Annotated in this window: 11 protein-coding genes; 3 read left to right on the forward strand and 8 right to left on the reverse strand. The window is 42.9% G+C overall.

What is annotated here, in order from left to right; all coding sequences use genetic code 11:
• Nucleotides 1–90: 90 nt before the first annotated feature.
• Together FMM05_RS16420 and FMM05_RS16425 are read left to right on the forward strand one after the other, a co-directional pair.
• Nucleotides 91–852 carry an exodeoxyribonuclease III gene (locus FMM05_RS16420; RefSeq protein ID WP_143374487.1) on the forward strand — a complete coding sequence of 254 codons (762 nt, stop codon included), beginning with the start codon at nt 91–93 and terminating at the stop codon, nt 850–852.
• A 77-nt stretch (nt 853–929) separates the two neighbouring features.
• A complete protein-coding gene (locus tag FMM05_RS16425) occupies nt 930–1,892 on the forward strand; it encodes an OmpA/MotB family protein (protein ID WP_143374489.1) in 963 nt (320 codons plus the stop codon).
• Between the two features lie 74 nt (nt 1,893–1,966).
• Here FMM05_RS16425 and FMM05_RS16430 read toward each other — a convergent pair whose 3' ends face one another.
• The 8 genes from FMM05_RS16430 to panC form a co-directional block, all read right to left on the reverse strand.
• Complete coding sequence (locus tag FMM05_RS16430) at nt 1,967–3,328, reverse strand: PQQ-dependent sugar dehydrogenase (RefSeq protein ID WP_143374491.1); 1,362 nt, start codon at nt 3,326–3,328, stop codon at nt 1,967–1,969.
• A gap of 135 nt (nt 3,329–3,463) precedes the next feature.
• A complete protein-coding gene (locus FMM05_RS16435; RefSeq protein WP_143374493.1) occupies nt 3,464–5,152 on the reverse strand; it encodes a DUF4139 domain-containing protein in 1,689 nt (562 codons plus the stop codon).
• A 398-nt stretch (nt 5,153–5,550) separates the two neighbouring features.
• The gene (locus FMM05_RS16440) at nt 5,551–7,542 is read right to left on the reverse strand and encodes a biosynthetic peptidoglycan transglycosylase (protein ID WP_143374495.1); all 1,992 of its coding nucleotides are present in this window, start codon (nt 7,540–7,542) and stop codon (nt 5,551–5,553) included.
• A gap of 6 nt (nt 7,543–7,548) precedes the next feature.
• Nucleotides 7,549–8,910 (reverse strand): DNA repair protein RadA, encoded by a 1,362-nt coding sequence (gene radA / locus FMM05_RS16445; protein ID WP_143374497.1) that lies wholly within the window; start codon nt 8,908–8,910, stop codon nt 7,549–7,551.
• A gap of 6 nt (nt 8,911–8,916) precedes the next feature.
• Nucleotides 8,917–10,059 (reverse strand): alpha/beta hydrolase, encoded by a 1,143-nt coding sequence (locus tag FMM05_RS16450; RefSeq protein WP_143374499.1) that lies wholly within the window; start codon nt 10,057–10,059, stop codon nt 8,917–8,919.
• A gap of 43 nt (nt 10,060–10,102) precedes the next feature.
• A complete protein-coding gene (locus tag FMM05_RS16455) occupies nt 10,103–11,062 on the reverse strand; it encodes a lysylphosphatidylglycerol synthase transmembrane domain-containing protein (protein ID WP_143374501.1) in 960 nt (319 codons plus the stop codon).
• A 3-nt stretch (nt 11,063–11,065) separates the two neighbouring features.
• Nucleotides 11,066–11,416: an aspartate 1-decarboxylase gene (gene panD, locus FMM05_RS16460; RefSeq protein WP_143374502.1), complete on the reverse strand. Its 351-nt coding sequence runs from the start codon at nt 11,414–11,416 to the stop codon at nt 11,066–11,068.
• Between the two features lie 13 nt (nt 11,417–11,429).
• Nucleotides 11,430–12,275 (reverse strand): pantoate--beta-alanine ligase, encoded by an 846-nt coding sequence (gene panC / locus FMM05_RS16465; RefSeq protein WP_143374504.1) that lies wholly within the window; start codon nt 12,273–12,275, stop codon nt 11,430–11,432.
• A 105-nt stretch (nt 12,276–12,380) separates the two neighbouring features.
• On the opposite strand from panC, the gene FMM05_RS16470 reads away from it, so the two are divergent.
• Nucleotides 12,381–13,187, forward strand: a complete 807-nt coding sequence (locus FMM05_RS16470; RefSeq protein WP_143374506.1) for a glycogen/starch synthase — start codon at nt 12,381–12,383, stop codon at nt 13,185–13,187.
• The last annotated feature ends 65 nt before the right edge of the window (nt 13,188–13,252 follow it).

Below are 13,252 nucleotides of genomic sequence, written 5' to 3' on the forward strand. Positions count from 1 at the left end.
AAGGCAGCCTTTTGCATTTAGCTAAAATGTTTAGCGGTAAATGCCCGCAAGCGATTGATTTTTGTTAATTTTGGAAATCAAATTTTAACAATGAGAGTTATATCATACAATGTAAACGGCATACGTGCTGCATTTACAAAAGGATTTATAGACTGGCTTAAACAGGCCAACCCCGATGTTATTTGCCTTCAGGAAATTAAGGCCACGCATGACCAGGTTGCCATACAGGAAATTGAAGACGCAGGCTACCCTTACCATTACTGGTTTTCGGCACAAAAAAAAGGGTATAGCGGCGTGGCAGTTTTTAGCAAGCACAAGCCCAATAATGTGGTGTACGGAACCGGTATTCAGCACATGGATTTTGAGGGGCGCAACCTGCGCCTGGACTTTGATACCTTTAGTGTTATGAGTCTGTACCTGCCATCGGGCACTAACATAGACAGGCTGGGCCATAAGTTTAAGTATATGGATGATTTTGCGGAATACATTAATAACCTTAAGCAGGAGCACCCTAACCTTGTTATTTGTGGCGATTATAATATTTGCCACCAGGCTATAGATATTCATGACCCAATACGTAACGCAAAAGTGTCGGGCTTTTTACCTGAAGAGCGCGCCTGGCTGGATGCGTTTATAAACAACGGTTTTGTAGACAGCTTCCGCCATTTTAATAAAGACCCGCACCATTACAGCTGGTGGAGCTACCGCGCCGGTGCCCGTGGCAATAACAAAGGCTGGCGTATAGATTATGCACTGGTTACAGAGCCTATGAAAGAGCGCCTTACCCGTGCTGTTATTTTGCCCGAAGCCAAGCACAGCGATCATTGCCCCGTATTAGTAGAATTTGAATAATTTGTGTTTTAACAAATTTTTAAGAAAAAAGGCAAGGTTCTTGCTGATAGCATTTATACCAATAAAACAAAAATATAATGATTAAAAGAGTCTCTCTGGGGTTACTTATACTTGCCCTTAGCACAACATCGTGCGTATCTAAAAAGGTATATAACGACCTGGAAAGTAAATATGCGGCCCTTAAAAAAGAGAATCGCCAGGCTAACGATGAAAACAGTAAGCTTACTAAAGAGCGCAATGAACTGGATTTAAAATCTAAAGACCTGCAAGGCCAATTGGATAAGCTTAAAGCCGAACGCGATAAACTGGCGGCCGATTATGCGGCTACAAAATCTACCCTTGATAATTTAAAAACATCATACACGGCGTTAGAGAACGATAGCAGTGCTGCGCTTAACGCCAACATTAAAAAGAACCGCGAGCTTTTAGCCCAGCTTGAGGCGAAAGAAAAAGCCCTTGCTGCCGAACAGGAAAGGCTTAACAAACTAAGCGCCGAACTTAAAGAGCGCTCTGCACGTGTAGATGAGCTTGAAGGTATTATGGCATCGCAGCAGGCAAACCTTACAGCGCTTAAAGACAGGCTTTCTAAAGCACTTAACAGTTTTCAGGGTAAAGGGCTTACCGTTGAGCAAAAGAACGGTAAGGTGTATGTATCTATGGAAAACAAACTGCTTTTTGGCTCAGGCAGCTGGATAGTGGGCGCCGAAGGTAAAAAAGCGGTGGTTGAGGTTGCGAAAGTACTGGCTGATAACCCGGATATTGCCGTGCTTATTGAAGGCCATACCGATAACGTGCCTTACGCAGGCGGCGGACAGATACAGAACAACTGGGACCTTTCTACCAAACGTGCTACGGCTATTGTAAACATTGTGCGCGAAAACAAAAAGGTTGATCCTAAAAACCTAACTGCGGCGGGCAGGAGCGAATTTGCCCCGGTTGCCGGTAACGAAACCGCCGATGGTAAAGCCAAGAACAGGAGGATAGAAATTATCCTTACCCCTAAGCTTGACGAGATATCTAAATTGCTTAACGAACTTTAGCAACAAACAGCATAACAGCAAACAAGCCCCGCGATTACCGTGGGGCTTGTTTTATTTATAGCGGTCTCCAAGTATTATTGTACCACAAGTTTTTGTGTTTTTTTACTTCCGCCGGCATTTACTTCTACCATATAAATACCACTTTGCAGTGCTGCTATGTCTACCGTGTTTTCGTTGGCAGTAAGGAGTTGCTGCATTAACATCTTTCCAGTAATATCGTAAATTGTGGCATTAGCAGTGCCAGAGTTATTAAGGTTTAAAAACAGCTGCCCGTTTGCAGGGTTAGGGTGCATGCTAAAGGCGCGGTTGCTTGCCGTATCTGTACTTAGCATGCTATCGGTAATTTTATAAATAGTACCGCTGCTTGCGCCGCCTATATACAATTCGCCGTTAATATCTTCGCCAAAAACGGTAAAGTTATTGCCCTCAAAAGCCTCGGTATAGGTAAGGTTACCCTCGGCATCTGCCCAGCCTATTTTATTGTTGCAGTAATCGGCAAAAATATATTTACCCAATAGGTTAGGGTAGGTGGTGCCCGTATATACATAACCCCCTGTGATAGAGCAGCCATCGGTATCATCATGGGTGTATTCGGCAAACGGCTGGGTATACATTTCTACAAGCGAACAACCGTCAGGATTATACGGTTCGCTGCCTTCAAAACACCTCCAGCCATAATTAAGTCCCGCCACATTACCAACCGACCTATCTATCTCTTCTATATTTTCCTGGCCTACATCGGCTATCCAAAGGTCGCCGTTAAGGCGGTTAAACGAGAATTTCCATGGGTTACGCAACCCAGTTGCCCAAATTTCGTCGTTGCCATCTATACCTACAAAAGGGTTATCTGCCGGAATGCCATAGGGCGGGGTAAGGTCAACATCTATACGTAGCATTTTGCCTAATAGCGTATTTTTGTTTTGTCCGTTATCATTAGGGTCGCCGCCGCTACCGCCATCGCCCATGGCAATGTACAGGTAGCCATCAGGCCCAAAACGAAGGCAGCCACCATTATGGTTTGAGAAGGGCTGTGTTACAGTAAGCAGTATCAATGCCGATTCAGGATCGGCTGATATCTCATTTTCTTCACTGCGTGTATATCGTGCAACTACAGTGTTACCATCGATATTGGTGTAATTAATGTAAAAGTAGCCATTGGTTTCGTAATCCGGGTGAAATGCAAGTCCCAGCAAGCCGCGTTCGCCGCCTGTAGAGATTAGGGCGGACACATTTAAAAACGGAGTATCGCCCACTGTGCCATCGGTATTTACAATCTTAATCATACCGCCCTGCTCAGCCACGAAAAAGCGGTCATCCCCGGCATGGGTAATTTCTGTAAGCCCTGTAAAGCCTGTAGCATATTCTTCCAGCACTATGGTTTGGGCAAACGCGCCAACGCCGCACAATAGCATCGATAAAAATAATTTTGTTTTCATAGTAATTGCATTATAAGTTGGTTATAGTAAAGTTAGCAACAAAGCAGCAAAGCAATTTACTGGTTAACAAAACATTATAAATGCAAAAAGCCGGAGATAATTCTCCGGCTTGCTGTATAGCACTACAAAATGATTTTATAAATTCACAATATTCCTGTCCTTCGGATATTTAACTTTATAGCTTATGCGCAGCTTTTTAGTTTCGCCCGGCTTCAGCTTAAGTTCCCACTGCATGATACCTGTTTCTTTATTTACATCGGCGCTGCTGCTTTCTAACAATTCAATTTCCATTTCTTTATCGGTGGCAATAGGGTAATTTTCTTTAACCACTATTTGGGCGGCTTCTTTTTTATTATTACGGATGGTAACATCATACGTAAAAGTTTGCTCCCTGCGCGATGAAAGGAATTTAGTACCCGACTTCTCTGCCACTTTTTCGCGCTCTATAGATATTTTCCTGTCGCGTCCCATGCCCAGTTTAAGGGTATCGGTGGTTTGCATAGGGTCTATATAAGTTTTACCCGCATACAGCCCTTCAAAAATAATATTGGCCTCGCCTTTAAGCAGGTTGTATTTAGAATAGTCGGTAATCTGGGCTATTAAAAAGGCTTCTTTTTCGGCTTTAGGCACGGCAAAATGCCTGAAGCTTGCCGGCAACTGAATCTCCTTTAATGTTACGCTGTGCTTTTTACCGTTAGATGCAATATCATAAGGCATATCAATATCAAAAGAAACGCTAAGCTGATTTTCTGTGATATTTGTTTCAAGAGTTGTAGCGGCAACGTTAGATTTAGATCGTTGCGTACTGCGGTAGCCTTCTACTACAATCTCGTCTAATTTGCCTTTATCTGATGAAGCCATACCCCTTATCCTGATGTTTGCATCTGCTCTGGGTGCACTATTTCCATAACCTATAACAAGTCCCGATACTTGTCCCTGCAAGCTTTGTATAAAGTTAGGCGCATACTGCAAAAACCATGGGTTAATATCCGGTGCCTGGTTGTTTTGGGTGGGCACACCGCTGGATAGGGTTAGCTTAACCTTTTTCCAGTCGATGCCTGTTTGCTGTACCACCTGTGCTTTGTAAAGCATATTAATTGGGGCAGTGGTATTATCGGCACGCAGGTCGTAAAAGGGAGTCCACGATGCATTGCCGGTAAGGTAGCTAATGTCTAACGCTATATTGCCTGCCTGCTCGTTCATTACCTGTAGCACCAGCTTGCCCGCCGATGTTTTTTCGGCTTCGCGGGTATTAGTGTCAAGGCGGCTGCTTAGTTTGGTAAACAGCTCGTTTAGCTTTTGCTCTTTCTCTGTAAGGCTATTAATGGTGTTGGATGTTTCGTTGCGCTTGGCTTTGTAGTAATCTACCATTTTAACCAGCTCTGCAACGCTAAGACCCGACTGCTGCCCGTACACCTGGTTGTTTTTATCCAAAAGCTCGAGTATCTTATATTCAGATGTTTTAAGGGTAGCGGTTTTTTCCAGTTCTTTTTTTACGATGGTAATACTGTCACGCACACGTTTAATGGCGGGGGAGGTTTCATCGGGCTCAAACTCCGAAATATAATTAGTGGTAAATTGTACCGACAGTACCGTGAGCGTAGCCGGGGCGCCTATCTGCACGCTGCCTTCGTTAAGGTAATCGGCTACGTTTTTAATTACGATCTCGCTGGTGCCGGCGGGCAGGGTAACATTTGCGGTTTGAGCGATCTCGGCAGCATTAAAATATACGGTGGCGGCTTTTACTTTTGCCGTGGTAAAAACAGGTTTTTGGGCGTATGCCATGCCGCAAAATAGCAAAAGCATTAATAAGGCTCTTTTCATTTTATATAAAGTTTAGCTTTTATATATAGAGCACTTATTTATAGGAAAGGTTGGGAGGGGAGTGAAATATTTTTGCCCTTAGTTGGTAATTTACCACTAACACCATGATTATGATTGAGTGAGTATCGCTCTCCTTAAGAACCACTCTGTACACAATTTTTTTAATTTTACCACGAAGGCACAAAGCTATACAGGTTAAATAGTCACAAGTTACGCAAAGACAACCATCTAAAGATGGAAGAACACAAGGCTGTGGTTATCAAAGGCGCAATTAATATCCACAAAGCCTTATGTTCTTTGTAAACAACAAAGTTGTCCTATTGTGCCTTTGTGGTAAAATTAAAAAGATGTGGGCACACAGTAGCTTTTGGAGGGGAATGCCACGAATTAGTCAAAAATTAAAACGCCTGCTTGCTGAGGTTTTTAAAGAAATCGTCTATTTGTACGGAGTCGGCAACAAAAATGCTGCGTTCGTTAAGGCGCAGCCTGCCACGGCCACGGCCCGTTACCGTGATCTTCCCGGATTGCGCAATGGTATCTTCGGGGGTTATAAGCCCGCGCCTAAGCATGATATCGCGCACGTACTTGTTGTGCCTTACAGCATAACTTTTTAGGTTACCGTCTTCGCCAAAACGGTACATGAACGATTTAGGGCTTGGGATAATGCTCGCCAGGTAAACGCACTCATCCAGCGTAAGCTGAGACGGCGCTTTATCAAAATAATAACTTGATGCCTCACCAATACCATACACATCAGGCCCCCATTCTATAATATTAAAATATACCTCAAGCATGCGCTCTTTGCTGGCAATGCGGTTGTTCTCTAAAATGTAAACGAGCAGAATTTCTTCCAGCTTGCGCGACAGGGTTTTGCTACGGTTAAGGAACACGTTCTTAACCAGCTGCATGCTTATAGTACTGCCTCCGCGGGAGAATTTTTTAGTCTTAATATTCTTGATGATACTCTGGCGAAATGCCTCTGTAATAAAGCCCCGGTGGCTAAAGAACGAAGGGTCTTCGCTGGTTAGTACTGCTTTGCGCAGGAAGGGAGATATTTGGTCTAAAGGCGTGTAATATGGATTAGCCGACCCTACGATTACAGGGCGTTGGGCACGGCCGTTATCAATAGCTCTGTAAGTAAACGCACCATTTAGCTTGGCAAGGTTAGCCTCGCCATATTTGGTAATTTTAAGTCCGTCCCTTTTAATACTGCTGTCAAATACCAGCTTATTAGGTTTGTTTTTGTTGAACAGGAAGTTGAGGTTATAACTAAAATTGCCTTCGGCCTCCATGCCTTCAAAATTGGTAAATAACCCGTTAGGTAATGAAGTTATAAAATCCTGGGCAGGCATTTTTGGTATGTGCGCTTTGAGTTCGTAAATTGTATCTCCTGCTACGCTGTACTTAGCATAAGGGTTGAATTTTATCTTATTTAGCTGCACGGTTGAAGTACTATCAAGAGCAATGAAGTCGTCGCCAAAAAGCAGGTGGTAATCAAAACGGGCGTTATCTATAACAACATCCTTAAGTGCAATACGTTTGTTGTTTACCATAAAATTTTCGATAGAAGCATACCCATCTACATGCAGTTCGCCGCCCTCCATCTCTATGCCTTTTACATTAACGTGAATGGCATCAAACCCTGATTTTATGCCAAAGCGGTTGCTAATGTACGGTACTGCAATGCGGCTGGTATCGGTATTAAAAAATTTCAGGTCGGCAATGCGGCCACGGGGGTCGGCCATACCTTTAACCTTCCAGGTTTGCGATATCGTATCTTCGGTAACTTTAATGGTACTTTCAAGCTGCTCGTCCGCCAGTTTAAGCTGTTGCAGGTTTACGTTAAGCCTGCGGCCCATATCGTTTACACTTAATGCGATGTCCTGCACCTGCATATCGGTAGGTACAAGGTTAAGCACTTTTGTTAGCAGTCGGTAAGCGCGGTCGGCATAGCCATCGCCGGAGTCTGATGCTTCTTCCTTGTCTTCTTTTTTAGCATGTAAAAACGACCTGAAATTCCACCCGGCGTTGTTTTTTACAAGCTGGATATAGCCGGTTTTCATTTCTAAAGTGCCCAGTTGCACATCGCCCGTTAGCATGCGGGACAGGTTAATACTGGTGGTAATTTCCTGTACCTGCAAAAGGGTATCGGCATTTTTAGGTACTATGGTTATGCCTTTCATTTCGATGCCTGAAAGCCCTTTAAATTTTGCCGATTTTATGGTAAACGCTGAATTATAATCACGGCTCATTTTATTGCTTGCCTTTTCTACCGCTTTTTGCAATGCCATATTTCGGAATGCAAAAAACGAGGCTATTGCGGCAACAATAAGTACGCCCAATATAATAAGTGCCTTAACGGCTATTTTCTTTTTATTTAGTTTACGCATGTAAGTTTAACCAAAAAGGTGGGCTGCTACATCCTCTATCCTTGCCACCAGTTTAATTTCTATTAAAGTATTTTTTAATGAGATCTTGTTGTACTTAGATACAAAAATAGTAGAAAATCCTAACTTTTCTGCTTCCAGTATGCGTTGTTCTGCTCTATTTACGGGTCGAATCTCTCCGGAGAGGCCAATTTCGCCTGCAAAACAGTAATCTTTATTAACGGGAATGTCCTCATTACTGGATAATATTGCCGCCACAACAGCAAGGTCTATCGCGGGGTCATCTACGTTGATACCCCCGGTTACGTTAAGGAAAACGTCTTTAGCGCCAAGGCGAAAGCCTGCCCTTTTTTCCAATACGGCCAGTATCATATTAAGCCTTTTGGCATTATAGCCCGTGGTGCTGCGTTGTGGTGTACCATATACGGCTGAAGATACCAACGCCTGAATTTCTATCATTAATGGGCGCATACCCTCTAACGTAGTGGCTATGGCTGTACCGCTCAATTCTTCTTCTTTGTGCGATATTAGTATTTCTGACGGGTTAGCCACCTCTCGCAGGCCGGTGCCCAGCATTTCATAAATGCCCAGTTCGGCAGTAGAACCAAAACGGTTTTTAAGCGAGCGGAGTATGCGGTACACGTGGTTGCGGTCGCCCTCAAACTGCAGTACGGTATCTACCATGTGCTCCAAAATCTTAGGCCCTGCAATGCTGCCATCTTTAGTAATGTGGCCTATAAGTATAACGGGTACATTACTCTCTTTGGCAAATTTTATAAGCTCGGCGGTAGTTTCCCGAATTTGCGAGATACTGCCGGGAGACGACTCAATGTAATCGGTATGCAGGGTTTGTATCGAGTCGATTATAACCACTTCAGGCTCAATTTCCTCTATCTGCCTGAATATATTTTGGGTTTTGGTTTCGGTAAGGATATAGCAGTTATCTGCCGAGGGAGTAATCCTTTCGGCGCGCATTTTAATCTGCTTCTGGCTTTCCTCGCCGCTTACATAGAGGGTGCGGTACGGCAGCTTAAGCGATATTTGCAGCATAAGTGTACTCTTGCCAATGCCCGGCTCACCGCCCAACAGTGTGAGCGATCCCGGTACCAGGCCACCGCCCAGAACACGGTTAAGTTCGCCATCTGTAGTATCAAGGCGTACCTCGTGTGTACTGTCTATCTCAGTAATGCGCAGGGGTTTTGATACCCTCTTGCTATCGCCGGAAGTAGGTTTCCAGGCTGTTTTTTCTTCTTTCTGAATTATCTCCTCTACAATGGTATTCCATTGCTTGCAGGAGTTGCACTGTCCCTGCCAGCGGGCATACTGCGCGCCGCAGTTTTGGCAATAAAACGCCGTTTTAACTTTTGCCATTCAACATTAATCCACGTTAAGGCTTTCGGCCTTAGTTATCATATAATCTTTAGTGTATTCGCCTATACTCTTGTAGGTATAACTGTTTAAATACGTTTTTTTAGCCTTTTTAAGGTTACCCGTCATTTCATAGTAAAGGCCCTCATAATATTCGCCGATGATCATTTTAGGGTAGTTTTTGCGCGCCAGGTCGGCCAGGTCTTTAAGCTCATCATACATGGTGCTTTTCATAATGGCGGCCTCAATAGCTTTCATGTCGTTAATACGCACGGTCATTTTAACGCCAAGGTCTTTTTCTATGATCTGGTATTTTTGCTTAAGGTAATCAACATAGCCCGAAGGCAGTTTAGCGATCTTATCGCGGTATTCTATAGATGATATTGGCTTGTACGATGAGAACATACTATACAATGCCGATGGTACACCGTAGGGTACAAGCGAGTAGTGCGATACATCGCCATACTTATCAAAAAAGTACCTGAAATTTGTGTTCTTAACTTCTTTAAGATTTTTGTCGTACTCTAATATTTTTTTTTGCATTTTTTCTACGTCACCGTCAGATGTTGCCATATAAAAGAATAAAGGTTTTTTAGCCTGTTCCAGCATTTTAGGCACCTGGGTTTCCATATCGGGGGCCAGTTCCGGGCTAAAGCAAATAAAGCCGTTAAAAATAGGATCCTGTTTGTACAGAAAAAAATTCAGGAAGCCGGCAGTAGTATCGTGCCCGGCAATAACTTTAAAAGGCGAGATGCGGTATTTTTTTTGAAGGTAAGGCATAAGTTCTGAGCTTATAAACTCGTAAAACTGGTTACCGCTACCTTCGGGCAGTCCTGTAGTTTCGCCTACACGGGTATCCTCTTCCCGCTGTTTATCTTCGTTCATGTTGATGCCTACTATGATAGCCTCTGGCAGATCATCCCAGTAGTTGGCATATTGAAGTGAGCCCCTAAAAGGCTCTACCATATATTCGCCATCTAAAACCAGTAAGAGCGGATACACTTTATCCTTATCCTCCTCATAATATTGTGGAAAAACGATGGTGATATCCCTCGTGGTATTTAATTTTTGGGATACAACCTCTTCTGTCCTAACCTGTGCAAACAGGGGCAGGGCAAAAAGGAGTAGGAGTAGTAAAGTATTCTTTTTCATTGTCTTACAATTTTGGGGGTAAAATAGCAAGGCAATTTAGTGATTATTTTTTTCTATACAGTAGCGGCAGTAATAAAAAAGACAGCCCGCCCAGAAAAATAATGACAGTTACCTGCGATGCCCAAACGATCCAGCCAAAAGCCGTACCGGCTGTGTAAGGAATACCGTACATGGCATAAATATTGGCAACAGCAACGGGAAACACCCCAAGCCCGCCATTGCTGAATGTAATGGCAATACTGCCCACAACAAAGGCTGTGGCCACGGCGCTAAAATCTAATCCGCTGGTTTCAGGCAAACAGTAAATGGTTATGTAGAAAACAAGTATGTATGTAAACCAAATGTAAAGGGAAAGCAATAAAAAAGGCCATTTATTAGGCATTTTAAACACACTTAGCACACCTTCTACCAGTCCTGCAATTTTTAATTTGAGTTTTTTAAGCCATTCTGCCCTTGAGTACATGTAAAAAAGTACCGAACAGATGAAAAGCAATCCGGCAACGAAGCCGTATACCAGCAGTTTTTGGAAGGGTATAGTGGCAAGGTAATCTTTAAGGCTGTTAAATTGCAGCAGTACAGTGCCGCCCATACAAAAAAGGAGTATAAAAAGGTCAACAACCCTTTCGGATATTATGGTACCCAAACCCTTATCAAACGGTACACCGGCATAGCGCTTAAGCACCAGTGCGCGGCTTACCTCGCCCGATCGTGGAATGGTCATGTTCATTAAGTAAGTAATGCACACGGCACCAAATTTTACAGGGAACGGCGCGGTGTAGCCCATGTGTGCCAGGGTGTACTTCCAGCGGTAGGCACGGGCTAAAAAGCCGGTAATGCCCACAAACAGGCCCAGGTATACATACAGGTAATCAGCGTTTTTAAAGCTAACCTTAAGCGAGTCTAATTGCTCTGCCGTTAGCTGCCTGTAGCTGTATATAATTAAAAAAACTCCCAACGCAAGTGGGAGTAGTATACTTAATAAACGGATTATTTTTTTCTTCAAAGCTTACGTAAGAGAGTTGTCTTTTTCGTTAGGGAACACTATAGCAGGCTTAAAGCTTTTGGCTTCCTCAAAATCCAGTGTGCCGTAAGAGATAATTATAATAATATCGCCTTTTTGCACTTTCCTGGCAGCAGGCCCGTTAAGGGTAATATCGCCGCTGTTCCTGTTTCCTTTAATTATATAAGTTTCCAGTCGTTCGCCATTGTTAATGTTCACGATAGAAACTTTCTCACCTTCAATCATATTCGCAGCCTCCATAAGTGCCTCGTCTATAGTAATGCTGCCTATGTAGTTTAAATCGGCTCCCGTCACCGTAACGCGGTGAATCTTGGATTTTACAACTTGAATTTGCATGGCGCAAAGGTAATTAATTTAATGAAATATTATCTATTAGCCTAACATTTCCTAAAAAAACGGCAACAAATGCCCTGTATTTTGTGTTTTCCTTTAATGTGGCGGGTTCAAGACTGTCCTCTCGTGCAATTTCAAAATAATCAGGCTTAAATTCCGGGTGGGCTGCAAAAGCTTCTGTAACATATTGTTTTACAGTGCTAATGCTCTCGTTTTTAAACTTATCCTGTGCCTCTAAAAGCGTTTTATATATAAAGGCGGCACCTGTTTTTTCATCGGGCGAAAGCCTTTCATTGCGCGAGCTCATTGCCAAGCCGCTGGGTTCGCGGGTTATTGGGCAGCCTACAATGTTTATAGGTATGTGGTTTTTTTCTACTAATTTCCTTACGATCTGCAATTGCTGAAAGTCTTTTTCGCCAAAGTAAGCGTTAGTGGGCTGCACAATATCAAACAGTTTTTTAACTATGGTACCTACGCCATCAAAATGGCCGGGGCGGTGTGCGCCTTCCATCTGGTTTTCAAGCCCGTCAAAACTGTAATGCTGCGATACGGTGTTGCCGTGGTACATTTCATCTACCCCGGGCGCAAAAATTATAATATCCGCGCTAAGCGTTTTTATTTTTTCGGCATCTGTTTCTAACGTTCGGGGATATTTTTCTAAGTCTTCCGGGTTGTTAAACTGGGTAGGATTTACAAAAATACTTACCACCGTGATGGTGTTTTGTGCTAAAGACCGCTCCATAAGCGCTAAATGGCCCTGGTGGAGTGCACCCATTGTAGGTACGAGCCCTATTGGGCTATTAGCCTGTATATAGGGCATTAAGTGGTTTTGTAAGTCGGCTTTTTTATTGAAAATCAGCATTGAATGTGTATTATTAACCATGCAAAATTAATATATAGTTATAAACTGGGCAAAAATGTTTAATTTTGCATGAATTTTTACACCCAAATAAATTAAGTATTGAAGATGGAGGATAAGAGGATATTGTACGTATCATCTGAAGTTGTGCCTTATTTGGCTGAGAATGAAGTTTCGCTAATGTCGTATGATGTGCCGAAAATGATAAATGATCAGGGCGGCCAGATAAGAATTTTTATGCCGCGTTATGGCAACATAAACGAGCGAAGGCACCAGCTGCACGAGGTAATTCGCCTCTCGGGCATGAACCTTGTAGTAAACGACATGGATATGCCACTTATTATTAAAGTAGCCTCAATCCCTAAAGAAAGGATACAGGTTTATTTTATTGATAACGACGAATACTTTAAAAGGAAAGCAACATTTAGTGATGAGGATGGTGTGCTGTACCCTGATAATGATGAAAGAGCCATCTTTTTTGCAAAAGGGGTGGTAGAAACCGTTAAAAAACTTAACTGGGTACCGGATATTATACATGTGCATGGCTGGATGGCTGCAATGCTGCCGGTTTACATGAAACATTACTATAAGGATGAGGCTCTTTTTGCCGATACTAAAATAGTAACATCTGTGTACAGCCAGGGGTTTGACGGTACGCTGGACAATGATATGCTTAAAAAAGTATTGTTTGATGCCGTGCCGGAGAGCGATGTTAATGTGCTTGCTGTGCCTAATTATGAAAACATAATGAAAGCTTCCATTGCCCATTCTGATGCTGTTATCATAGCGTCAGACGACCTTTCGGGCGATCTTGTTTCCTTTATAGAAAAGTCAGGAAAACCATTCCTGGAGTTTGTGCCTAAAGATAATTTTGCATCGGCATATACTAATTTCTATAGAAATCAGGTTTTATAGTAAACCTCCTAAAAAAAATGTATGAATAAGCGTTCTCTTTTTATAAAGATTTTTCTTTTTTCTTT

Origin of the sequence: Flavobacterium zepuense, from assembly GCF_007097145.1 — a bacterium.
GTDB lineage: Bacteria > Bacteroidota > Bacteroidia > Flavobacteriales > Flavobacteriaceae > Flavobacterium > Flavobacterium zepuense.